At 61.0% G+C, this 24,849-nt stretch carries 15 protein-coding genes, 2 tRNA genes and 3 rRNA genes; 13 read left to right on the top strand and 7 right to left on the bottom strand.

Annotated elements, in window-relative coordinates:
• Together IPM16_08390 and lon are read right to left on the bottom strand one after the other, a co-directional pair.
• Positions 1 to 1,446 (bottom strand): transcriptional regulator, encoded by a 1,446-nt coding sequence (locus IPM16_08390; GenBank protein ID MBK9123125.1) that lies wholly within the window; start codon positions 1,444 to 1,446, stop codon positions 1 to 3.
• 3 nt (positions 1,447 to 1,449) lie between these two features.
• Complete coding sequence (lon, locus tag IPM16_08385; GenBank protein ID MBK9123124.1) at positions 1,450 to 3,888, bottom strand: endopeptidase La; 2,439 nt, start codon at positions 3,886 to 3,888, stop codon at positions 1,450 to 1,452.
• 238 nt (positions 3,889 to 4,126) lie between these two features.
• On the opposite strand from lon, the gene IPM16_08380 reads away from it, so the two are divergent.
• Positions 4,127 to 5,125: a hypothetical protein gene (locus tag IPM16_08380; protein MBK9123123.1), complete on the top strand. Its 999-nt coding sequence runs from the start codon at positions 4,127 to 4,129 to the stop codon at positions 5,123 to 5,125.
• A 108-nt stretch (positions 5,126 to 5,233) separates the two neighbouring features.
• Here IPM16_08380 and malQ read toward each other — a convergent pair whose 3' ends face one another.
• From malQ to IPM16_08360, 4 genes are all read right to left on the bottom strand, one after another.
• A complete protein-coding gene (malQ, locus tag IPM16_08375; GenBank protein ID MBK9123122.1) occupies positions 5,234 to 6,763 on the bottom strand; it encodes a 4-alpha-glucanotransferase in 1,530 nt (509 codons plus the stop codon).
• Positions 6,764 to 6,847: 84 nt separating this feature from the next.
• Entirely contained in the window at positions 6,848 to 7,351 is a 504-nt protein-coding gene (locus IPM16_08370) for a hypothetical protein (GenBank protein ID MBK9123121.1), read from the bottom strand.
• A gap of 11 nt (positions 7,352 to 7,362) precedes the next feature.
• Entirely contained in the window at positions 7,363 to 7,947 is a 585-nt protein-coding gene (locus tag IPM16_08365; protein ID MBK9123120.1) for a 3'-5' exonuclease, read from the bottom strand.
• A 9-nt stretch (positions 7,948 to 7,956) separates the two neighbouring features.
• A complete protein-coding gene (locus IPM16_08360; GenBank protein ID MBK9123119.1) occupies positions 7,957 to 8,277 on the bottom strand; it encodes a cytochrome c in 321 nt (106 codons plus the stop codon).
• Positions 8,278 to 8,497: 220 nt separating this feature from the next.
• Here IPM16_08360 and IPM16_08355 point away from each other — a divergent pair, with 220 nt between their 5' ends.
• The 11 genes from IPM16_08355 to IPM16_08305 all read left to right on the top strand — a co-directional run bounded on the left by IPM16_08355 (position 8,498) and on the right by IPM16_08305 (position 21,180).
• Positions 8,498 to 10,198: an SH3 domain-containing protein gene (locus IPM16_08355; protein ID MBK9123118.1), complete on the top strand. Its 1,701-nt coding sequence runs from the start codon at positions 8,498 to 8,500 to the stop codon at positions 10,196 to 10,198.
• Positions 10,171 to 10,728 carry a GNAT family N-acetyltransferase gene (locus IPM16_08350; GenBank protein MBK9123117.1) on the top strand — a complete coding sequence of 186 codons (558 nt, stop codon included), beginning with the start codon at positions 10,171 to 10,173 and terminating at the stop codon, positions 10,726 to 10,728. Before IPM16_08355 ends, IPM16_08350 begins: the two co-directional genes overlap by 28 nt.
• A 299-nt stretch (positions 10,729 to 11,027) precedes the next feature.
• Positions 11,028 to 12,512, top strand: a 16S ribosomal RNA gene (locus IPM16_08345).
• A gap of 148 nt (positions 12,513 to 12,660) precedes the next feature.
• Positions 12,661 to 12,734 (top strand) — tRNA-Ile (locus tag IPM16_08340).
• 12 nt (positions 12,735 to 12,746) lie between these two features.
• Positions 12,747 to 12,819, top strand: a tRNA-Ala gene (locus IPM16_08335).
• Between the two features lie 343 nt (positions 12,820 to 13,162).
• Positions 13,163 to 15,971 (top strand): 23S ribosomal RNA (locus IPM16_08330).
• A gap of 121 nt (positions 15,972 to 16,092) precedes the next feature.
• Positions 16,093 to 16,209: ribosomal RNA gene (rrf, locus tag IPM16_08325) — 5S ribosomal RNA — on the top strand.
• Together the 16S, 23S and 5S rRNA genes with 2 tRNA genes alongside form the textbook arrangement of a ribosomal RNA operon.
• A gap of 77 nt (positions 16,210 to 16,286) precedes the next feature.
• Positions 16,287 to 16,835, top strand: a complete 549-nt coding sequence (locus tag IPM16_08320; GenBank protein MBK9123116.1) for a DinB family protein — start codon at positions 16,287 to 16,289, stop codon at positions 16,833 to 16,835.
• 95 nt (positions 16,836 to 16,930) lie between these two features.
• Entirely contained in the window at positions 16,931 to 19,246 is a 2,316-nt protein-coding gene (locus tag IPM16_08315; GenBank protein ID MBK9123115.1) for a PDZ domain-containing protein, read from the top strand.
• Positions 19,247 to 19,266: 20 nt separating this feature from the next.
• Positions 19,267 to 20,169 carry an RluA family pseudouridine synthase gene (locus IPM16_08310; GenBank protein ID MBK9123114.1) on the top strand — a complete coding sequence of 301 codons (903 nt, stop codon included), beginning with the start codon at positions 19,267 to 19,269 and terminating at the stop codon, positions 20,167 to 20,169.
• A 9-nt stretch (positions 20,170 to 20,178) separates the two neighbouring features.
• Positions 20,179 to 21,180 (top strand): flippase-like domain-containing protein, encoded by a 1,002-nt coding sequence (locus IPM16_08305; GenBank protein MBK9123113.1) that lies wholly within the window; start codon positions 20,179 to 20,181, stop codon positions 21,178 to 21,180.
• Here IPM16_08305 and IPM16_08300 read toward each other — a convergent pair.
• Positions 21,177 to 23,696, bottom strand: coding sequence for a S8 family serine peptidase (locus IPM16_08300; protein MBK9123112.1), 2,520 nt, complete (start codon positions 23,694 to 23,696; stop codon positions 21,177 to 21,179). The two genes, IPM16_08305 and IPM16_08300, sit on opposite strands and share 4 nt — an antisense overlap.
• A gap of 179 nt (positions 23,697 to 23,875) precedes the next feature.
• Between IPM16_08300 and IPM16_08295 the strand changes: the two genes are divergently transcribed.
• A complete protein-coding gene (locus IPM16_08295) occupies positions 23,876 to 24,814 on the top strand; it encodes a LysM peptidoglycan-binding domain-containing protein (protein MBK9123111.1) in 939 nt (312 codons plus the stop codon).
• Positions 24,815 to 24,849 lie beyond the last annotated feature (35 nt).

The following is a 24,849-nucleotide window of genomic DNA, read 5'->3' as shown; positions in this document are numbered from 1 at the left end:
CTAGGCCTTCTTGCGCAGTACGTAATACGAGCCGCGCTTCTCGCCCATCTTGCTCAAGATGTCTTTGGCGACGAGATCGGACAGGTCGCGCCGGATCGTCTCCGGGTGCACGTCCGGGTGCAGGCGCTGAAGCTCGCTGTTGGTGATGCGCGTGTTGGTCGGCTCACTCAGGTGGACGAGCACGCTCTCTTGACGCGGATTGAGCGGCACGCCGCGATACAGCTCCAGCAGGTCGATCGTACTTGCAAGGGTGGGTTTCTCGGCGCTGGCCTCGGCCTTTGCGGCGACCGCCGCCGGCGTAAGCGCGTTGAAGATCGTCACCTTGAAGCCGCCGTCAGTCTCAGTGAACAGCGGCTCGGGAAGGCCGTGCTGCCGCGTCAATTCCAGCACGCGGTCGACTCCGTAGCCGAGGCGCTCGATGAAGTGCAAGTCGGCCAACACCTGTACGATCGCCGGGTTTCGAGAGAATCGCTCGTCCTTGATGTTGGCGACGGTGACCGGCCCCGGCAAGCGTCCGGGGCTGGTGATCTCCATCCGGTCCTTGAAGACATATAGTCGAATGCCGTCGCCTTGAATGCTGTAATCGCGATGGGCTACGGCGTTGACGACCAGTTCACGCACAGCTTCGAGCGGGTATTCGTACTGCTCGCTGCGGGCCATCGTCCCACCCAACGTGACGCCCTTGCGCAGAACGTCACGCAGGAAGGTCTCGACGCGCCGAATCTGTTCGGGCAGCGTGCCGGTAATGTCCTCGCGCATGAACGTGTCGCCCATCGTGTCGCCCGCGAAGCGAACGGCGGTGATCTCGGCGCCGCGCACAAAGCGACGCGGGTCCTTGCCAAAGAGCAGGATGCCGGCGTGGGTCGGCAGCAGGTTACCGTCTGCCTGCGCGACGCACCCGCGCTTGAGCAGCGCCGCATCGACATCGCTTTCGCGGATGGACGCCGCATACTGGCGCAGGCGCTCCGGGTCGAGGTCGTCGCGCGTGGCATTCCGGGCGATCTCTGCCTCGTAGGTGATGTCGCCCCGTTCGATCAGAAGCTGGCGCATTGCGCTGGGCGCAAGCGGCACGTTCGAAATGCCGTCGCGGATGAGGTACCGGCCGTTCAGGCTGTGGACATTTGACATCCCTGCCGGAACCGTCACTTTGACGATCGTCGTTCCACCGACGTTCTCGCGTGTCGGGTAGGGGAGGATCAGCGGCGGCGTCAGCATCAGCGCGGCAGCAAGTGCTTTTTCGATCAGCGCTTCGAAATCGTCGATCGGTTCGATGGTGTTGGCGGCGCTGACGCCAAGCAGCAGCATACCTTCGCGGCGTGCATTGGCAAACGACATTAAGGATTCGGCGATCCGGGCAAGCTCCGCACTCGCGGGGAGCCAGTCCACTTGGGCGCTGCGACCCGAAGCAAGCCGCGCCTGTAGGTCGTCCACCTGAATGTCGCTCATTTGCTATCCTTCCGCCGCGGGTACCGGTTTCTTCACCTTCGCAGTTGGCTTCGCCGATCCGTTTGCGTTTTCGGCTTTCGTGCGTTTAGCGGGCTTTTCCTTCTTGTCGCGCGCCTTGTCGCGTTCGCGTTCTTTCGGCGGATCGAGCAGTACAAGGTCCAACACCTGCTGCATATCTTCTACGAGGTGAATGGTCAGTTTCTGCCGGGTCTTGGCCGGGATGTCGATCAAGTCCTTGCCGTTCTGCTTGGGCAGGATCACGGTCGGGACAAGCGCGCGATGTGCTGCAAGCACTTTCTCTTTCACCCCGCCGACCGGCAGCACGCGCCCGCGAAGCGTGATTTCGCCGGTCATGGCGATGTCCGACCGGACTTTGCGCTCGGTGAAGGCAGAGATGATCGCGGTCGCCAGTGTGATTCCAGCGGACGGCCCGTCTTTCGGCACCGCGCCTTCCGGTACGTGCACGTGGACATCGAACTCCTCAAAGTCCGCGTCCGGCACGTTGAAGTCTGCAGCATGCGCGCGCATGTACGACATGGCCGCCTGCGCCGACTCCTGCATGATTTCGCCGAGGCTGCCGGTGAGCATCATGGTTCCTTTACCCGGCAGGATACTCACCTCGAACATCAACGTGTCGCCGCCGTTCGGAGTCCATGCGAGGCCGGTCGCCAGACCGACCGAGTCGTCACGGTTGGTGTGATTCTCCAAGAACGTCGCCGGGCCAAGCAGCTTGTTGACGACTTCCGGTGTGATCTTGCGTGTCATACGCCGCTTCTCGGCCACCGCTCGCGCGAGTTTCCGGCAGATGTTGCCGATCTCGCGGTTCAAGTTGCGTACACCCGCTTCGTACGTGTACTCGCGAATGATCGTGCGAATCGCATCCTCGCCGAACTTGATGGTGTGATCGCTCAGGCCGTTGGCTTCGATCTGCTGCGGCACCAGATATTGGTCGGCGATGGCGGCTTTCTCGTCCTCGGTATAGCCGGGGAACTCGATCACTTCCATGCGGTCGAGCAGGGCTTCCGGCAGCCCTGACAGGTCGTTGGCGGTCGTGATGAACATCACGTGTGACAGATCGTACGGCAGATCGAGATAGTGGTCGCTGAACTCGTGGTTTTGCTCCGGGTCGAGCACTTCGAGCAGCGCCGCCGATGGATCGCCCCGGAAGTCGGCGCCGAGTTTGTCGATCTCGTCCAGCATGAACACCGGGTTGATCGTGCCTGCGCGCTTCATCGTCTGCAGCACGCGACCGGGCAGCGCGCCAATGTACGTCCGGCGGTGTCCACGGATCTCGGCTTCGTCACGCACGCCGCCGAGGCTGACGCGCACAAACGTACGACCGAGCGCGCGCGCGATGCTTCGCCCAAGCGAGGTCTTGCCGACACCCGGTGGCCCGACGAAGCACAGGATCGGTGTCCGCTGCTTGTCCGCAGCCAGTTTGCGCACGGCGATGTGCTCGAGGATGCGATCTTTGATCTTCTTCAGGCCGTAGTGATCGTCGTCCAGCACGCGCTGTGCATGCTTCAGGTCGAGGACGTCCTCGCTGGCGTTGCTCCACGGAAGCCCGACGATCCAGTCGAGGTAAGTGCGGATAATGCCGACTTCCGGGGCCATCGGGGGCATCGCCGCCAACCGGGACAGCTCCTTCGTGGCCTTCTCGAAGATATCGGGCGGCAGACCGGCGGACTGGATCTGCTCGCGCAGTTCGACGATGTCCTGCTGGAATGGGTCGCCTTCGCCGAGTTCGTTCTGGATCACACGAATCTGCTCGCGCAGGAACGCCTCGCGCTGACTCTTGGCGAACTCCGACTGTACCTGACCCGCGATATCTTCGCGCAGTTCAAGCATGTTCAGCTCGCGGTTCAGCAGCGACGCCACCAACCGCAAACGCGACATGATGTCGGACGTCTCGAGGACCTTCTGCCGCTCGTCCAGCGTCATCGTCAGCATGGATGCGACAAAGTCGGCAAGCCAGCCCGGCTCGAAAATCGTCTCGGCGTAGTCAATCACGTCGTCCGGGATCGACTCATTGAGGTCGGCCGCGTGCTGGAACATCTCGAACACCGTGCGTGTCAAGACGTCGATCTCGTCGCTCTGCGGGTTGTCCTCGGTGATGACGCGGGCTTTGGCGATCAGATGCGGGTCGGTCTGTACGAACTCGATGATCTGCAGGCGCCGCCGGCCCTGCGCCAGAACGGTGTCCTCACGGGCGTCGAAGCGGTGCTGCAAGCGCGACAATCCAAGCTCGGTGCCGACCGTGTAGAGGTCGTCCGGGCCGGGTTCGCTGACAGATGAGTCGCGCACTGCAACGCCAATCACCGTCTTGTGATTCTCTGAGGCGAAGCGCAGCGCAGATCGCCCGCGGTCGTCAAAGATCACGACTGGCGATACGACGTTCGGGTATACGACGGTGTTCAGTAGGGGAACGACCGGAAGCCGAATGACCCCCTCAGCATCGGCCTTCGCGCTGCGGACCGACTCGAAGTCATTGGTGGAGATGCTATCGCTCACTGTTGTCTTTCTGAGATGAATCGAATTGGATCGGTGATTCTATCACACCGCTCCACCTGCGTAAATCTATGCGGCTGGCACATGGCGGACTCGCTGACAGACGCTCGAATCGGCTATGCTGGATGGCGCGGCATCGGCCGTGCGCCGGGAAGGAGACGCCATGTTTGGGATGCAGTCGCAACTTGATGCGACATTCGAGCAGAGCTCACGCAAGTTCAAGGCTTCCGACGTGACCGCCGCGAATCTCGCGTCGTGGCAGGCCCAGCTTCGTGCCGAACTGAGCGATCTGCTCGGCGTCACCGGACGGCTTCCGGCCGGGCGGCCGCAGCGGGTCGAGCATATCTCTACGACCGATCGCGGAGCGATTACCGAAGAGCTGTACATCGTCCCGCTCGACGGACTCAACGTGCCGATCTATGTCCTCGTCCCCAAAACGCCGGGGCCGCATCGGGCGGTTCTGGCGTTTCATGGGCACGCGCCGGGTGTCGGATACATGCTCGGCAAGTACCCGGACGAGGCGACAGCGCGCGAGCGAACCGCCATGCACGCCAACTTCGCCGAGCTCCTCGCGCTTGACGGTTACCTCGTGGTGGCGGTTGAGCAGCGCGCATTTGGCGAACGGGTAACGAACTTGGTCGGCGGATCGCTCAATTCGTGCCGGCATATCGCGTTCAACTATCTTGCATACGGGATGACGCTTCTCGGCGAGCGCATCCGCGATGCGGTGCTTGCCATTAACCTGATCGAAACGCGGGCCGATGTGATTCCGGGCTGGATCGGGTGCGTGGGCCATTCGGGCGGCGGAACGACCGGTTTGTTTCTGTCCGCGCTCGAGCCGCGCGTGACGACCAATGTCGTGTCCGGCTACTTCTGCGACTATCGCTATTCGATCTTCGGCATTGAACACTGCGAGTGCAATTACGTGCCCGGCCTGCTCAAGGTATGCGGCATCGAGGAGATCTCGGTGCTGACGGCGCCGCGCCGCATGGTGTTCGTCAATGGCCAGACCGATCACATCTATCCGGTCGCACATGCGCGTTCGGCATTTGCGCCCGTGAATCGCGCATACGAGGCGATTGGGGCCGCCGACGCAGTGGCGTTGGTCGTACACGATGGCGGGCACCGTTTCTGGTATCCGGCGGCGAAGGACTGGTTAACGGGGTCGTAACCGTAACGGGTGCGCGATTGCGTCCGATTCAAGTGAACGTGCGCGGCGGCAAGACACCGGGGCATTAACGTCGATGCCCCGGCGCGATTCTGGGATAGGGCAGACCGGCTATCCGCGCGACATGACCCGTTCGCCGGGCCAGCGTGCGTAGACCTTGGTGAAGTGCGCCAACGTGCGGAATGCGTCGCCGTTCGTGTACTGGCTTTCGAGCGCGCGCCATGTCCAGTTGCCCGCCTCGACGCCGGGCGTGTTCATGCGTGCCTTCTGATCGAGACCGAGGATATCTTGCAGCGGCGTGATCGCCGTGTGGGCGATTGTGCCCATTGATAGCCTGATCATTTCCCAATGCGGCGAATCGCTGATGTCCCGGTTGAAGTACGCCATGACGTACTCGCGCTCACCGGCCGATGCCTCGCCGCGCCACCAGCCGACGATCGTGTTGTTGTCGTGCGTACCGGTGTAGACGATGCAGTTCTCCGTCGTGAAGTTGTGCGGCAGAAACACGTTGTTCGGGTCGCTGAAGGCAAACTGGATGATCTTCATGCCGGGCAGGCCGAGCGCGTCACGTAAGTCCTCGACGGCCTTCGTGATTTGCCCGAGGTCTTCGGCGATGATCGGAAGTTCGTCACCCAACTCGGCGCGGATGGCGTCGAACAGGTCGGTGTTCGGCCCCTTCAGCCAGCGCCCTTTTACGGCGGTCGCTTCGGTCGCTGGGATCTCCCAGTAGTCCTCGAATGCGCGGAAGTGGTCGATGCGTACCAGATCAACCATGTTGAGCACGGCGCGGACGCGGTCGATCCACCACTGATAGCCGCGGGCTTTGTGCACGTCCCACTTGTAAAGCGGGTTGCCCCAACGCTGGCCGGTTGCGCTGAAATAGTCGGGCGGGACACCCGCGACGACCTCCGGATTCCCGCGCGAATCGAGGTAGAACAGGTCGCGATGCGCCCAAACGTCGGCGCTGTCATGGGCGACGAAGATCGGGATGTCGCCGACGATACTCACGCCGTGAGCGTTGGCGTAACGCTTGAGTTCTTCCCACTGCGCGAAGAACAGCCACTGGCGGAACTTCACTGCTTCGATCTCGCCAGCGAACTGCTCCCATGCCGCCTCAAGCGCACGAGTCTCGCGGAGAGCATAAGGGGTGTCCCACTCCGTCCACGGTCGTCCACCGAAGCGATTCTTGAGCGCGACGAACAGCGCGAAGTCGTCGAGCCACTTCGCCTGGCTCGCTGTCCATGCGGCAAACGCGTCGCGATAGCCGTCGCTAGCGCTGGACGAAAACCGACGAAACGCCACATCGAGCAGTTGGTCGTGAAACGTGATGACCGGGCCGTAGTCGACGCGGTCGTCAGGAAAAACTGGCATGTCGCGCAAGTCGTCCGGGTGCAGCCAACCGATCTGCAAGAGTCGGTCGAGGCTGATGAGGTTCGGGTTCCCGGCGAAGGTGCTTAGCGACTGATACGGGGAGTCGCCGTAGCTGGTCGGGCCGAGCGGAAGGATCTGCCAGTAAGACTGGCCGGCGGCTTCGAGCGCGTCGATGAACCGGAAAGCGTAGTCGCCAAGATCGCCGATGCCATAGCGACCGGGAAGTGACGTCGGATGCAGGAGCACGCCGCTAGAGCGTGGAAAAGTCATGGCGAACCGTCCTTGAACAAGAAACGCCGCTCCATGTTAGCGGAGCGGCGTTTTCGGTGCAACCGGTGCGATTGGTCCGGTGCACTATGCGATTGAGGCGCCGAATATCATGGACAGGAAGGCCACAGCGGCCAGTGCAAAATGGGCGGGCATCATGCGCATCTGTTTGTCGACCGCAGCTTGCACGCCAGCGATCTGATCGGCCGTTGGGTTGTCTCCGGCGGTCTTCAGCGCGTCTGCAATCGCGTTTGACGACTTGCCGATCGCAGTGGCGCCGTGACCGAATGCCAACAGACCCGCGACGACACCGATGTGGAACACGATCGAGCCGATCGATCCAAAGCCGCGGTTCCAGTATTGCTCCACGCCGTAGAGCACAATTCCGCCGACAGTCGTCAGCAGCGCGGATATCGGCATACCGAGCGCGAGCTTACTTGCCGAGTATAGCTTCCGGTTGTACGAGATCCATGTGGCGGCCTCCATGCGTGCCTCGGCACGCATGACCTGCCATTGAAAGAACCCGACCGCCACCCAATAAGCGGCGGCGCCAACGTGAATCCAGCGGAACAACACTTCAAGAATGTCCATTTTCCCCCTCCTTAGGCCGAATTGCGGACATACCACTCTGACATCGCTCGCAGCACCGCGAGCGTGCGCAGACAATCCCCCAGCGCGCTGTGTGCCGGCGCGTCAATCTTCGGTATTCTGAGCTGCGTGCACGCATCCGTCAGCTTGTGCCACTTGTAGTCGCCGTAGCTGCCGGTTTGACCGACAAAGCGCGCGTACAGCTTCATGACACACGTCGAGCGCATCATGCCGGGCCGCCGTCCGATGTGCTGCAGCAGCATCCGTACGTCGAACTCCGCATTGTATATATAGGTTGGGCGGGTGCTCCAAAGCGACTCAAGGGACGGCAGCAGGTCAGCCATGGAAGGCGCTTCCTTCACCATGGCGTTGGTAATGCCGTGAATTCGCGTGGCGTCGGCGGGAATGCGCATGCCCGGATTGATCAGCGTGTCGATTGCCGGCTGACCGGATGCGTCGACGACGGCGATCTGGACGATGCGCGCGGCACGGTCGATCCCAGTGGTTTCCGTATCGAGGATCAGGAAGTCGTTCTGCAGCAGTAAGTGTGCTTCGTGTGCCGCGACCTTGCGGTCGATCGCCTGACGATATGCCGACATTCCGCAGCCTCACTGACTCAGGACATATGCCACAAGATCGGCCAGTTCTTGGTCGCTGAGGTGTTGACCGTAGTTGGAAGGCATGATGTTTGAGAAGCCGGGAGTCACGACATCTCCGGGCTCGAGAATGGAGGCCACGGTGTAAGCTTGCGCGCTCACACCGCTGCGGCGAGCGCCAGCGGCCTCTCCGTATCCGAGCAGCGTCGGGCCTGTCCCGCGCGATCCGTCAAGGCTGTGACAGCTCGAACACTCAGGCAGGTTTCCGATACGCGAACGGAACAGTTCCTCCCCGCTCGACGCGTCGCCGGCGGGAAGTGCGGTAGGAACCACCCGCTCTTCTTGCGGCCCACAGGCTGCAAGCGCCAGTACCGAGAGGACTAAAACGCCGAATGTGCTTGATGTTCATACTGCTTCGATATGGTGGAGAAGGACACAGCCTAAGGATAGTCAATTCGGCACTTCGCCGCAAGCGAAGCGTAATTAGCACCATCATCGATGTCATGCTACAGTATTGAGGTTAAGGGCTTCCGTGCATCAAGGGGCGAGGCTAATGCGTAAGTCGCTGGTGGCGTTGGTACTTGTGCTGTGGCTGGCTGTATCGGCGCTGCTGACGGCGGCTCAGTCCAATGTGCGCATACTTGTCGTCAACGAGGCAGCCAACGTGCGTATCACGCCGGCGATCGGCGCCGATGTGCTTGGCTCCGTGCCCGGGGGCTATGTGTTCGAGATTGTCAACGCGCGCAGCGCCGACGGGCAGTGGGTGCGCGTCGATTTCAACGGCGACGAAGGGTGGGTTAATCTCACGCCGACGGTCATCCTGCAGGGCGATGTGAACCTGCTGCCGGTGGCTGATCCGCGTACGATTCCATACGGCGGGTTTGAAGCGCCTCGTGCCGGCCAATCGAGCCAGACCAGCACGCTGATGGCCGAGGTGACCAACGGCGTTCGGATTCGTTCAGGCCCGAGCCAGGGCTATCCCACGATCGGCAATATGTTTGCCGGGACCGTCGTTCCGATTATGGGCCGCACCGTGAGCAATAATTGGGTTCAGGTCAATTACAACGGCATCCTCGGCTGGAGCCGTTCGGCGTTCTTCCGCTATCTGGAACGTCCGTTGACGGACGCGCCAATTGATGGTGTCGTGGCCGATGCGCCACCGATCATCAGCGAAACTGGCAACGAATACTTTGACGTCCTTAAGCTGTTCTTGTCGCGCCTCGACCTCGCGCAGCCTTCTTTGGACAACATCCGCGGCAAGTGGACCGACGCCGCACTCAGCGGTTTCGCCGTCTGTCGCGACTATCCGGCGCGGCCTAGCGACTACATCGTGCCGCAGCCTGTGCTGGCGCAGAACTACCCGCAGTTGTTCCCGATTCAGCAGCAGTTCAACGAAGCGATGGCGAACCTTCGGCAGGCAATCGACCTGTACATCGAAATATGCGACTTCCCGGGTACGAATAACCCGGTGGGCGAGGGCGCTGCGTCGAATGCATTGGCGCTGGTCGCGGTTGTCGATCAGGGATTCGCGAATCTGCGCTCCCGGCTGAACGAGCTGATCCCCGGCGATCTCGAGGTCGGCCCGGACGAGTGCTTGCTGCTTTTCCGCAACACCGGCGAAATCCTCAAGATTCTACCGATCGGCACGATCAAGCGGCAGTTCTTCGCCCCGAACGATCGCGCCGTCGGGTTCTGTTTCGACGGCACGGCTGGACTGATCGTTCAGGTGCAGGTGTTGACGATTAGCGGCAACGTCAGCCCGATTGTGGCGGTCAGCCAATTCGACAACCCCACGAACTTCCTCGGTGTCGGGCAGTCGTCGACGTCGTCGGCCTCCGGTCTGACTCTGCTGAACCCGATCACGCTTCCGGCCGATGGCCGCTATCTGCTGCTGCTGTACGACGAGGGATCGGGCGCGGGAGCAGAACCACCGCAGGGTGAGGTCGCGATCGTCATAACGGCGGTGGTCAGCGGCGTCACACCGCTGCTGGTTTACGACGAAGCGACCAACACGGTCTCGCTCAGCGGAGGTGCCGCGCCCGGCGTCTTGCCGACATCGACGCCGTTCGGTACGCCGCCCGGTTTCGCGTCGTCAACGTTCGGCGGAGGGCAGATTTCGTGCCCGTCGCTCGCTTACACCTGCAACCAGTTCTTCACGTGTCAGGAAGCGTATGCGTGCCTTGCTGCTGGCAACCTGACGCTTGACCCGGACGGAAACGGGATTCCGTGCAACTGCGCCGCCGGTACGCCGTAAGGGTCCGTCAAGCGGTTGAGGCGGACGCGCGCGCGCTTGCGGAGGTTCACGTCGCAAGTTGGAACGATACGTATCGCGGGCTGATCCCGGATGCGGTCATCGATGCGCGCACCGTGGAGCGCCGCGAGATCATGTGGATCAGGATTCTATCGGATCTCGAGCAGCGTGTTGGCGTGAAGACTGCCGAGGTGGATGGGTGGGTGGTCGGGTTTCTGCATGCCGGTCCGTCACGGTCGCCTGCGCTCGGCTTTTCACACGAGTTGTATTCAATCTACGTACATCCTGAGTATCTTGGCGGCGGGGTAGGCCGCATGTTGATGTCGACGGTCGGCACACTGGTCGTCCCGTTGGGGATGACTTCGCTTCTTGCGTGGGTCCTCCGCGAGAATGCGCCGGCGCGGCGCTTCTACGAGTCGCTCGGCGGCGTTGCGGTCTCCGAGCGGGTCGAGGAAATGGACGGCGCCGCGTTGGTCGAGGTCGCGTACGGTTACGACGACTTGCAAGACCTGCTTGCACGGGCGTGTCGCTAGCAGATCGTCGAACTGCCCTTGACACGCAGTTTGGAGGGGCTATAATGCCCGTCCCGTCGGGAATTCCGGCGGCTTAACAAACGACAGCGGCGTGGCGGACACCCCCGCACCTGTTATCCCAAATAACCCAAGCAATCTGGGTAGATTGTCCGGGTGAGGGTTGACAGGGCATCGGGTGATTTGATACGCTTCTGTTACAGCGCGTGCCTTGCATGGACGGGGCGCGCGCGATGCAGCTTAACAGCAGAAGAGTGAGACAGAAGAGCCCCGAGGTTATGAGAGATCATGGCCTTGAGAAATTGATGGAGAGTTTGATCCTGGCTCAGGATGAACGCTGGCGGCGTGCCTAACACATGCAAGTCGAACGGACCCTTCGGGGTGAGTGGCGCACGGGTGAGGAACACGTAGCTTACCTGCCCTCAAGACTGGGATAACCCTGCGAAAGCAGGGCTAAAACCGGATAAGCTCACGGAGTACAGAGGCTTTGTGAGAAAATCTTTGGAGCTTGAGGAGGGGGCTGCGGCCCATCAGCTAGTTGGTAGGGTAACGGCCTACCAAGGCGACGACGGGTAGGGGGCCTGAGAGGGTGACCCCCACACTGGGACTGAGACACGGCCCAGACTCCTACGGGAGGCAGCAGTGAGGAATATTGCGCAATGGGCGAAAGCCTGACGCAGCGACGCCGCGTGGACGATGAAGGTCTTCGGATCGTAAAGTCCTTTTCTGCGTGACGAGGAAGGACGGTAGCGCAGGAATAAGTGTCGGCTAACTACGTGCCAGCAGCCGCGGTAACACGTAGGACGCAAGCGTTATCCGGAATTACTGGGCGTAAAGAGCGTGTAGGCGGCACGGTAAGTCAACCGTGAAAGCTCCCGGCTAAACTGGGAGAGGTCGGATGAGACTGCCGAGCTAGAGGGTCGTAGAGGGGTGTGGAATTCCGGGTGTAGTGGTGAAATGCGTAGAGATCCGGAGGAACACCAGAGGCGAAGGCGGCACCCTGGACGACACCAGACGCTGAGACGCGACAGCACGGGGAGCGAACGGGATTAGAAACCCCGGTAGTCCGTGCCGTAAACGATGTGCACTAGATGTTCGGTCCTCTACGGGGGAGTGAGCGTCGCAGCCAACGCGGTAAGTGCACCGCCTGGGGAGTACGGTCGCAAGGCTAAAACTCAAAGGAATTGACGGGGCCCCGCACAAGCAGCGGAGCGTGTGGTTTAATTCGAGGCTACGCGAAGAACCTTACCTGGTTTGACATCCCCTGACGGCGTATGAAAGTACGTTTCCGAAAGGCAGGGAGACAGGTGCTGCATGGCTGTCGTCAGCTCGTGTCGTGAGATGTTCGGTTAAGTCCGAAAACGAGCGCAACCCCCGGGTCTAGTTACAAGTGTCTAGACCGACTGCCTGCGACAAGTGGGAGGAAGGTGGGGATGACGTCAAGTCAGCATGGCCTTTACATCCAGGGCTACACACACGCTACAATGGCGCGCACAATGGGAAGCAAGACCGCGAGGTGGAGCAAATCCTGAAAGCGCGTCGTAGTTCGGATTGCAGGCTGCAACTCGCCTGCATGAAGCTGGAGTTGCTAGTAAACGCAGGTCAGCACACTGCGTTGAATACGTTCTCGGGGCTTGTACACACCGCCCGTCACGTCATGGGAGCTGGTCACGCCTGAAGTCGGGAAGGTAACCGAAAGGAGCCTACTGCCGAAGGCAGGGCTGGTGACTGGGACGAAGTCGTAACAAGGTAGCTGTACCGGAAGGTGCGGCTGGATCACCTCCTTTCTAAGCACAAATGGGGTGGGAGCGAAAGCTTACTGCCCGACCAAGCAAGACCCATCCGGGTCATGGTGCTCAAGACCGAAGGTCTCGTCTGTCTCACTGTTCTGCTGTTAAGCGCAGTTCGTTACCACGGTAGTCCACCTGCCACCACGGGCCTGTAGCTCAGCTGGTTAGAGCGCACGCCTGATAAGCGTGAGGTCACAAGTTCGAGTCTTGTCAGGCCCACTAGCAAGGCACGGGGATGTAGCTCAGTTGGGAGAGCGGCGCCTTTGCAAGGCGTAGGTCAGGGGTTCGAGTCCCCTCATCTCCACTTGGTGAGCCAGGCTTGACACGGCCCGGGTGCGGCGTTAGACTACCGGTATAGCTTTGAACGAGGTTTCGCGACTTTGACGATTTCCGAACTGATCACGACAGGATGCAGGCGCAGGTAAGGCGGTATTGCGCTCATCGGTGGATCAGTTCGGCCCGGCAAAGTCAGTCGGGCCGAATGCTTTTTAAGCAGGGTCATGTTTCTCACGGTGGTATGGAGCGCAAGTTCCAGGCTACCGCCGGACAGATGACCGGCGCAGGTTAACAGCCGAATACGAGTAACGCGATACACGCAAGGGTGAAGCGGGGAGCGATGTGCTCCTTGCATCATCACTGTGTTCTCGAACAAGGAAAGTAAGGGCACACGGGGGATGCCTTGGTGTCTAGTGCCGACGAAGGACGTGGTACACTGCGAAAAGCTCTGGTCAGGGGTGTGCACCCGCGAGCAGCCAGAGATGTCCGAATGGGGAAACCCGGTCCGGGTCATGCCGGATCACGCTGAAAAGCGAGGGAACCAGGCGAACTGAAACATCTAAGTAGCCTGAGGAAGAGAGAGGATTCCGCGAGTAGTGGCGAGCGAAAGCGGAACAGCCCAAACCGGTGGACGCGTTCCACCGGGGTTGAAGGACTGACGGAAATCTGCGGGAAGCGAAGTAGAAGGGCTTGGGAAAGCCGACCGAAGAGGGTGAGAGTCCCGTACACGCAGCGAAAGCAGAGGGTCAGAATCCTGAGTACCACGCGGCACGCTAACCGCGTGGGAAGCTGGGGGGTCCACCCTCCAAGGCTAAACACACTAGACGACCGATAGTGCAAAAGTACCGTGAGGGAAAGGTGAAAAGAACCCCGGCGAGGGGAGTGAAAGAGACTCTGAAACCGTGTGCTTACAACCAGTCAGAGGGGCAGCGATGTCCTGATGGCGTGCCTTTTGGAGAATGAGCCTGCGAGTGAATAGGTGTGGCAAGCTTAAGGCAGTAACAGCCGGAGGCGAAGCGAAAGCGAGTCTGAACAGGGCGGCCAGTCGCACTTATTCGACACGAAACCGGGTGAGCTATGCATGGGCAGGGTGGAAGCGTGAGTAACATCACGTGGAGGCCCGAACTCACGTTTGTTGCAAAAAACGGGGGATGACCTGTGTATAGGGGTGATATGCCAAACGAACTCGGAGATAGCTTGTTCTCCCCGGAAATAGCTTTAGGGCTAGCGTTCGATGTCAGTGCCGGAGGTAGAGCACTGGATGGGCTAGGGGGCCGACAAGCTTACTGAACCCAACCAAACTCCGAATGCCGGACACTGAAAGTCGAGCAGTCGGGCTGCGTGAGATGAGTTTCGCAGTCGAGAGGGAAACAACCCAGATCCACCGCTAAGGTCCTGGAGTGTGTGCTAAGTGGGAAACGATGTGACCGTGTTTAGACAGCCAGAAGGTTGGCTTAGAAGCAGCCACCCTTTAAAGAGTGCGTAACAGCTCACTGGTCAAACGCGGTTGCGCGGAAAATGTAACGGGGCTCAAGCACACCACCGAAGCTAGGGATAGACGAAAGCATGGTAGGGGAGCGTTCTGCGGGCGGAGAAGGCGAACTGGAAGGTTCGTTGGAGCGCGCAGGAGTGCGAATGCAGGCATGAGTAGCGAGAACACTGTGAGAACCAGTGTCGCCGAACCTCTAAGGTTTCCGACGGAAGGTCAGTCCGCGTCGGGTTAGTCGGGCCTAAGCCGAGGCTGAAAAGCGTAGGTGATGGACAAACGGTTAATATTCCGTTACCGGTTGCAGGGGAAAGTGGAAGGTCAAGGGAGACTCAGCCGTCGCAGTGGATGACGGTGGTAAGCGGGGAGAGCCCGCGATGCCGTGCGCAAGCAAGAAGTGAGAGGTACCGAGATCCAAGAAAAGCCACAATCCATCGAAGCAGCCGCCCGTACCAGAAACCGACACAGGTAGAGGGGTAGAGAATACCAAGGCGAACGGGAGAACCCTCGTTAAGGAACTAGGCAAAAAGGCCCCGTAACTTCGGGAGAAGGGGCGCCTCCGAGAGGAGGCCGCAGTGAAGAGGCTCTGCCGACTGTTTACCAAAAACACAGGTCTCTGCGAATGCGAAAGCAGACGTATAGGGGCTGACGCCTGCCCAGTGCCGGAAGGTTAAGAGGAGGGGTGCAAGCTCTGAATCGAAGCCCCGGTGAACGGCGGCTGTAACTATAACAGTCCTAAGGTAGCGAAATTCCTTGTCGGGTAAGTTCCGACCCGCACGAAAGGCGTAACGAGTGGAGCACTGTCTCAACGAGGGACCCGGCGAAATTGAAGTACGTGTAAAGATGCGCGTTACCCGCAGCAGGACAAAAAGACCCTGTGGAGCTTTACTCTAGTTTGCCATTGCGCTAGGACGTTGATTGTGTAGGGTAGCTGGGAGCCAAGGAAGCGTGCGCGCTAGCGTGCGTGGAGGCAGCGATGAAACACCAGCCTGTTAACGTTTTGGCCCTAACCTACGTGTGACAGCACGGGGGACAGTGGCAGATGGGGAGTTTGACTGGGGCGGTCGCCTCCGAAAGTGTAACGGAGGCGCCCAAAGGTTGGCTCAGGCGGAATGGAAACCCGCTGAAGAGTGTAAAGGCAGAAGCCAGCTTGACTGCAAGGCCAACGCGCCGAGCAGAGACGAAAGTCGGGCTTAGTGATCCTACGGCCCTGAGTGGAAAGGCCGTAGCTTACCGGATAAAAGCTACCCCGGGGATAACAGGCTAGTCTCGTCCAAGAGTTCATATCGACGACGAGGCTCGGCACCTCGATGTCGGCTCATCGCATCCTGGGGCTGGATAAGGTCCCAAGGGTTGGGCTGTTCGCCCATTAAAGCGGTACGTGAGCTGGGTTCAGACCGTCGTGAGACAGGTCGGTCTCTATCCGCTGTGGGCGTTGGGAGTTTGAGAGGATCTGTCCTTAGTACGAGAGGACCGGGATGGACGAAGCGCTCGTGTGCCGGTTGTCACGCCAGTGGCATAGCCGGGTAGCGAACTTCGGAGCGGAGAACCGCTGAAAGCATCTAAGCGGGAAACCGGCCTCAAGATGAGACTCCCCCTGAGACCGCATGGAGACGACGTGCTGGATAGGTCGGACGTGGAAGCGCAGCAATGTGTGGAGCGAACCGATACTAATGGTCGAATGACCTTGTTCAGAATGCGTGGTGATGCAGGGAGCAGATCGCTTCGCGCACCGGAGCGTGTGGAAAGTTACTCGTAGACGGCAAACAAACCGCAAAACGAATACCCGACCTCGTGAAAAGGCGAGGGAGGTGTGTTGGTGGCTAGAGCCGCGGGGGTACACCCGGTCCCATCCCGAACCCGGAAGTTAAGCCCGCGAGCGCCGATGGTACTGCACTGGCGACGGTGTGGGAGAGTAGGCCGCTGCCAACTCATCTTCCTCGCTTTTCTATTTCCCAACTCTACCTCCTCGCTATAATCTGCGGACTGCCCGCCATGGAGACAGTGCCGTGGACAAGCATGAGATCTCACGTCGACTCCGAGAAATCCAGCAGGGTCTGGCCGCTACTGTTTCCGCGATGACGGACAACGCGTTTGTTCGGCATTCGGGGCGAGAATGGCCGGCCGCCGATTACCTTAAACACCTCATCTTATCCGTTAAGCCGTTCGCTCGCGCACTTCAGCTTCCTAAGGAACGCTTGATCGCGATGTTCGGCCGACCGGAGCGTCCGTCGATGTCATTTGACGCGCTGCGGCAAACCTATCAGATTCAACTCGGTGAAGGGCTGAGGGCAGAAGACGTTACCAGCGTGAATCCAGTCGACTATCGCTATCCTGAGGGCATGACCAGCGTGAAGGAGGCGCTCCTCGTCGCATGGAACGAGGGCAACGACCGCATGCTCGATGCACTTGACGAGCTTGACGAGGTCGAGCTTGACACATACCAACTGCCGCACCCTGCCGTAGGAATGCTCACTCTGCGTGAGATGCTGTACTTTACAATTGAGCACAACGAACTCCACTGGGGTGATATCTCTCGGCTCGCACAGTCGGCTTAATGCTCAGAGTTTCGTGAGGTCTTGCCTGTGCTTGCTTTTCGGCGGCCACAACCCCGGCTAGAATGACATTATCACCAGAACCGGGGACGTGTTCGATGTTCCGACGACTTTTAGCAGCAATCGTACTCGCCGTACTCGTTTTCGCGCCCATTCACGCGCAGAACGACCGGAACCCGGGGGTCGAACACATCAGTGGCTCGGCGTCCTATACCTTCCCGTATTTCCGCCTGTTCCTGCCCGATCCCTATATCGTGTTGTACGACGCGTACGGCATCATCACCAAAGACATCGACTTCATGCCCTCCGAAGATTCGCAGATCATCGGAGCCATTACCACCAATCCATTTCAATCGCCGTTTCGCTACGAACTGAGCATGCCCTATAGTGGGCGCGGCAAGTCGATCGATCTCGACAACGACGGCACCGACGACACCGGCGTGCAGGTATTTGTCGTCGCGGTTACCTCGAACACGTGGGATACGCCCTTTCTGGAGCAGCGTGACGACTACGTCACCGGCATCCTGAACAGCGCGATTATCAGCAGCGATATCGATAGCTTCCTCGAATTCGAGCGTGGTTCCTTGATGGTCTACGCAGAGGATGGCGAACAGGCCTTTCCATCGGGCCGCGGGGACGACGGCGTGTTGTTCACAAGCGACGACCCGAGCATGCCGGTCGAGGCCGGGTGGTCGCTAATCGACATCACCGCCGAGCCGTTCTCAATCACGCGCGAAACTACCGTATCGCTTGAGTTGGTGGAAGCCGAAGAGGCCGAGTTAACCGACTTCAGCGCCATGAGCTACACCGACGCGTTCAACGCAATGATCGACCATTTGGCGCTGGAATACGCGTTCACCGATTACAAGGGTATCGACTGGGAAGCGAAACGGTCGGAGTTTCTGCCGCGTGTCGAGGAAGCGCAGCGCAATCGCAGTTCGTTGGCATTTCGTCGTGCACTGCGCGATCTCGCGTGGAGCATTCCGGATGGGCATGTGTCTGGGCCGAGCGTTGCCGAGGATTTCCAGCGCGACGCCTCCGGCGGGCTTGGATTTGTGCTGCGCGAGCTAGACGACGGCTCGGTGATTGTGACCTATCTTTCGCCGGGTGGATCTGCGCAGACCGCTGGAATCGGCGTCGGTGATCGCGTCTTGTCGATTGACGGCGAACCCATCGGCGAGGCGCTCGCAGCGGTCGTGCCATACACCGGGTCGTTCAGCACGCCGCACACGCTGCGGCTCGAACAGCTTAGGTTCGTGCACCGTCGCCCGATCGGCACACCCGTCAAGGTCACGATTCAGCGTGCTGATGGCACCGAGCTTACGACGTCGCTCACCACGGCCCTCGACACTGACAGCTTCTTCGCCGCAGCGCTAAACGGCCCGCTCGAGGGCACGGAGCTGCCGGTCGAATTCCGCGTCGACCCGTCGACCGGATTCGGCATCGTCAGCATCTACAGCTTCAGCGACGACCTGCCGCTAACGGTCTCGCTGTGGGAGCGCGCCCTGCTGCAAGCGCGCTTCAACGAGCTGCCGGGGCTGATCATCGACATACGGCGAAACGGTGGTGGATCGGGCTTCTTGGGGGATCAGCTTCCCGCATACTTCTTCGATGAGCCTGTCGTGATCGGCAACACGGCACAGTTCAGTGTCAGTCGACAGGACTTCGTCATCAATCCGCTGCTCGAAGACCGGTTCCTGCTGCCGCCGCAAGAACGGCGATACGAAGGGCCGGTCGCGGTGCTCATTTCGCCCGACTGCGCCAGCGCGTGCGAATCGTTTGCGTGGGCGATGTCGCTTGAGGGGCGGGCCGCCATCGTGGGGCATTATCCCACAGCGGGCCTTGGCGGCAGCGTCGTTCCGATTGCGATGCCGGACGGCGCCACGTTCAACTACACCCGAAGCTGCGCAGTGGACGCCGAAGGCAACATCAACATCGAAGGGATCGGGGTACGTCCGACTGTGCGCGTTCCTGTGACCGAGGAGAGCGTGCTTTCCAACCGCGATGTGCTGCTTGAAGCCGCGATAAGCTACCTCGCCGGCAATCGTCCGATTCCCGCCGATGCGGCGACTGGCAACCTCGCGTCAGGCGGCACGGTTGAAATCGGCCAACCCGTTACGGGTGAGGTAGCGCCCGGCGGGCGGGTACAGTATCAGCTTGTCGCGCGAGGAGGCCAGCAGCTCGACATCATCGTGCTGGGCGACGGCGCGCTGGCACGCGGGTTGGCTATCCGCTTGCTGCTTCCGGGCGACAACCGGCCGCTTGACGAGAGTTATGCGCTCAGTCCCGGTGAGCCGGGGGCAGGATTTCTCGGGCTGCAGATCCCAGCCGACATCGCGCTCATCATCGAGGTCGAAGCAGTCAGCCCGAGTACCGGCGGGACGTTCACGCTGACAGTGCGGGAGTCCGAGTGAGCATTGACGGTGGTGAGACAATTGAGCTCGTCGCTGACGAGCCGGCAGATAGGCTCGACCGCTGGCTATCGGAACGCATTGCCCGACTGACACGCGCGCAGATCCAGACGATAATTCGAGACGGGGGCGTGACGATAGACGGGCGACCAGCAAAACCGGCGGCCAAGCTCAAGGGGCGCGGCGAGCGTATTCGCATAGTCATTCCACCGCCACCACCGAGCGAACTAATCCCCGACGCACTCCCGCTTGATGTGCTGTACGAAGAGCCGTCTTTCGCCGTGATCAACAAACCCGCCGGAATGATTGTGCATCCGGGCGCTGGCGTCGAGCGCGGTACGCTGGCCAACGCATTACTGGCCCGCTATCCTGAACTGGCGCAGGTGAAGGGCCAGCGACGGCACGGAATCGTGCACAGGCTCGACAAGATGACGTCGGGCGCGATGGTCGTGGCGCGCACGGAGGAGGCGCTCAACGCACTTGCCAAGCAGTTTGCGGGGCGCACGGTCTCAAAGCAGTACGTAGCGCTGCTCGAATCGGCACCCAAGCCCGACGCCGGAACGATCGCACTTCCAATCGCGCGCGACCCCGAGCACCGCACGCGTATGGCCGTTGTCCGCAATGGACGATCCGCGGTCACGCATTATCGCGTGGTCGAAACGTTCACTGGCGGATACGCGCTCGTCGAAGCCCGCATTGAAACCGGACGCACGCACCAGATTCGTGTCCATTTCGCACACGTCGGGTGTCCGGTTGTCGGAGATACGACCTATGGTTTTCGGAAGCCGCGGATAAAATTGGGGCGCACGTTTCTGCACGCCGCCCGACTCGCCTTTGACCATCCGAGGGATGGACGACGGCTTGAGTTTGCGGCGCCGTTACCCGATGAACTTGAGCGCGTTCTCAGGCGCCTGCGCGCTCCCTGAAAGGCTGACATGAACCGCAGACGAATGCTGATGTTTGCGCTGAGTATTGGAATCAGCGCGGTCTTCTTGCTGCTGGCATTTCGCGGTCTGCGGCCCGAAGACGCGTGGGATGCCATTCGAAAAGCGCAGTTCGGTTGGCTTGCGGTCGGCTTCGCAATTTCATTTGCTGTGCGCCTTGTCGTCACGCGGCGCTGGAAGTACCTGATCGACGGCGTCCAGCCGGTACCCTTCAAACGCCTGTACGAGCTGGTCAATATCGGCTACATGGGCAACAACATTTATCCGTTCCGCGCGGGCGAAGTCCTGCGCTGTGTGCTACTTCAGCGTTCACACAAAGTCCCGATCGCCCAAAGCGGCGTGAGCGTATTGGTCGAGCGCGCCTTCGATGGCATCGTCATGGTCACGTTCGTCCTCGTGGGGTTGATTGCGCTGAACCTCGAGAGTGACATCTTACGCAACGGGGCAGTGGTGACCGGCATTTGGTTCCTTGCCGCGGTGCTGATGTTCTTCTTTCTTGCACTGCGGCCCAGCTTGTTTCGTCGGCTGTCGGGCTGGCTTGCCAAGCGCCTGCCGGAACGTTTCGGCGCGCGCCTGCTGATACTCACCGACGACATCATCAACGGGACAGTCGGCCTCAGCCGGCCACGTGACCTGATCGGCGCGATTGGCACATCCTACCTAACGTGGATGATCGAGGCGCTAGCTTACACGGCGGTTGCCGTCGCATTTAACGTCGTGCCGGTAAACTACCTTCTGATGCTGATCGTGGTTGGCGCGGTGAACCTCGGCCAGATCATACCGTCGTCGCCCGGCGGTGTCGGCGTGTTCGAATACTTCGCCTCCACCGTGCTGATCGCGTTTGGCGTACCACAGGCCGATGCCGTCGCCTATGCGCTGCTCGCCCACGTCATCATTTGGCTGCCGCCAACGCTCCACGGTTTCGTCATCCTCAGCCGGCAGGGCCTGTCTCTGTCGACCGTTGCCCACGCCCGCGAGCTGCAAGAAGCCTAGCCGGGACTGCGGAATCCGCTTGGCGCGGCAGGCGGCGGGAGCACGTCTTGGTCCGCCGTGCGCCGGATCACGCCGCGTTCGTGATAGAGCTCCGCGTCGTCAACCCACAGCTTGGCGCCAGCCTGTGACGACGAATCCTTGACCTTGAAGACGACTTTGGTGACGTCATCGCGATACAGCCACGCTTGACTCTCGAGGAGATGCCACGTGCCGTCCGCCGGTACCGGAATCAAAAGCTTGAGTGTGTTGGCAAGCGGGTCGGCATGCTTGACCTTGACCTGCACGACCGCGTTGACGGCTGGATCGGCAAGAGCAAAGAAGCGCACTCGGAACGAGTCGGTGCTGCGCAGGGAGAAGTCATACGTCGCCGCCTGAAGAGTCTGCTTTGCTACTCCTACGCTCGAAGCGGTGTTCTTCAAGCGCATGCTGCACGGTGCCGACACGTACGTCCTGTAGCACTTGAGCTTGCTCTCTCTGACAAACGCCCACGCACCGAGGCCGAGGTCGAATGCCGGGTCGCGCAGTGCCTGAACACTGTTGGTGACGCTGACCGACGCCGTTGCGCTGTCGACCGAAACGACGCCGTTGTCGACGCGCACCCAGAACAACGCGCCAGAGGTCAGAGGATCGGTGACGAGCGTCGCCGATTCCGCGCCGCTGATCGGGCTAGACGTATCGCCCGAGGCCCCGTTATACCATTGATATGATAGATTCTGGCCGGCCGCAGCGACGGACAATTCGACTGCCTCGTCGTAAAGGACGATTGCGTCCAGCGGATCGCGCGTGATAACGATACTGTCGCTGTCGGTGCCGTAGATGGCCATGCGCACGCTGTTGAGCGTGCCGGTGGTGCCCGCAACGGCATCGCGCACGCGAAGCGTCCACGTGCCTATCGCCAGCTCGTCCCAATGCGCGACAGAGTTGAATCGCCAATTAGTGTAGTTGTCTCCCGTGTCGGGCCGGCCCGCCATTAGCACGCTGACCATTCCGGACGGAGACTCGAGCTCGAACACGAGCTGACCACGGCTGGAATGAGTTGCCGTCACCCACACATCCACTGATTCGACGTTGATCGCGTCGGTCACGTTGAACTGGATCGACGTCCATGCGCCGTTCGGGCCGTCCTGAATGGCGCTGTTGGTATTGATCGCTCCACTGTCATAGGCGATCTCCGGCCCTGCACCGCCCCACGACTCCGCCAGCGCGACCGCTGCATCGGCGTCGATACGGCCGAATCCGTAGAAGTGGTTGTAGTCGTGTCCCGCCCCGTTAGTCTGCCAGTCGGGGTGAGATGGGTCGACCGGCGCGGCGGTTTGGACGAGAATGTGCTGCACGTCGCGCCACGTCAAATTGGGATTGGCCTCGAGCATCAAGGCGATGACTCCCGCAGCCAGCGGAGATGCCGAGCTTGTCCCGCCAAAGCCACTCGTGCACCCGCTGGAACTGCCGCCCGTGGTCGTGATGCCGAGCGACCCGCCGCTGCTGGGGGCACTGATCAGGATGGCCGAGCCGCGTTCACTGTACCACGGGTTTGTCCCGAAGTTGCTGAGGGCCGCGACCGCGATGGTGTAGCGCGAATTGGCGTAACCGTCGGCGTTGACGTTGTCGTTCGACGCCTTGCCGTTGCCAGACGCCCACACGTAGATCGACCCGAGGCCGTTTCGTCCTGACGTGATTCCCGTTTCGATGGCCGCTAACGTGAGCGGGCCGGGCCCTTCGAGCGTCGCGCCGTTGTCTGACGGGCCCCAACTGTTGTTGTAGATGTCGATGCCCTGCGGCATGAAACCGAGGGCCTGGGCTTCCATTGCATCTGTCGTGAAGCCGCCGAGCAGCCGCACGCCGGAGAGCGTGGCGTCGTACGCAGAGCCGACACCGCAGTTCGTCCCGTCGTCGGCCGCAGCCATCACACCAGCGACGGACGTGCCGTGCCAACCGCCTTCGGGGTTCGGGTCGTTGCCGACGAAGTCGTAGCTGAGCGAAGGGCTGTAGTTCGGCGTGAGATCGGGGTTGGTGTGCCACACGCCATCGTCGACGCTCGAAACGACGACTCCGGTTCCCGTGTAGCCATTCGCCCACGCCGGTTCGACGTTCGCGTCAACTCCACTCGTGCCGCCGCCCTGACCGGTGTTCTTCAGGTGCCATTGATCGCCGTACAACGGGTCGCTCACGCGCGGGTAACGATTGAGCGCCACCTGCTGCTGCAAGAACACGAGGCCGGACTGGCGCGCCTCTTGCGTGTACATCGCCTGAGGCGCAGGCGCGGCGATGTCAAGCTCGCCTGCCGGCCCGAACACGTAACGGTTAGCACTGCCGGGTACGGCGCCGCGATTCACCAGACCGACCTGCGCCGCGGCCTGATCGGGGTCGATCCCCGGCGCAAGCTCGGCCACCCAAATTGGGGCCAACGCGTTAGGCGCGGCAGGTACGCCGAGCGGTATCGGCTGGGCTGACGACCCGACGCTAGCCAGCAGGGCGGACAAAGCTAAAGCTACCAATAGAATTCGAACTGAGCGCATGCGGCGCATTCCCCGTTACACTTCCCGAGGCTATTCTATCATGATGCCGGAAATCGGGGCGGCGCGTAAGATGATCGTCAGGTACCGGGTGCGGCGCCTATGTACAACCTTGCGTGTCGCGCCTCAAGCAGTGTGGTATGCTACACTCAAAGCGGTTCTTACTCAGGAGACGCGCGAACATGAACTGGAAGCGGGTAATCCTACTCCTGCTCGTCGTGCTGTTGGTCGTGCCCGTGGCGGCTCAAGAGGCCGACGCGCCGGCGCAAATTCTTGAATCGGACGTAACGTATACAGTGGTAGCCCGAGACAACCTCGATCGAATTGGGGCCTTCTTCGATGTACGGGTGGCCTGCATACGCGAGACGAACAACCTCCCGGTCGGCGCCATTTTGCAGCCGGGCGACCAGCTTGTCATCAGTGCGGCGTGCCCGGCCTACGACGGGGCCGCGCCGGTGATCAACCCGCGGCCCAACGCGCCGGGACGTACCGGTGCGGACGGGACGTATGTCGTGCGCCCGCAGGACACGCTCGACGAGATCGGACAGCTCTTCAATATCTCGGTGCAGGCGCTCAAGCAGGTCAACGGTGTCGCCGATGGCCGTCGTCTTGAGGCCGGTACGGTCATCGTGCTGCCGGTGAATGCGCCGGAATACGGCACGTTCCCGGCGCTGACGATGGCCAACGCGCCCGAGATGTCCGGAGTCCCGGGCCAGACATACGTGACAGTCGCCGGGGACACGCTGATGGGCATTGCGCAGCGGTTCAACATCTCGGTCGTGACGCTGCGGGTTGTCAATCGGCTTGGCTTTGCGCCGAACGTTGCACCCGGGACATCGCTGTTCATCCCGGAAGGCGCGACGCCGTACGATCAGTTCCCGAACGCCGCGGAACTGCAGCAGCTCCGATCGCGCGCCGAGGGCGCCGAGTTCTCCGGTAACGTTGTGGTCGTCCAACCTCAGGAGACGGTGGACGGCATTGGCGCGCGGCTCAACAAGGATCACTACTGTATCCTCGCCGCGAACAACATCACGAACACGCGGCTTGTAATCCCCGGCACGGCGCTGGTGATCCCTGCCGAGTGCGGCCCGTATACCGGGTTCGATGTGGTTGGCGGGTAGTCAGCGACAGCACGCCATTGAATCAGAACGGGCCG

The organism is Candidatus Flexicrinis affinis (genome assembly GCA_016716525.1).
Taxonomy (GTDB): Bacteria; Chloroflexota; Anaerolineae; order Aggregatilineales; family Phototrophicaceae; genus Flexicrinis; species Flexicrinis affinis.
Note: the sequence above shows the minus strand (reverse complement) of the source record. Positions and strands in the feature narration are given on the sequence as shown.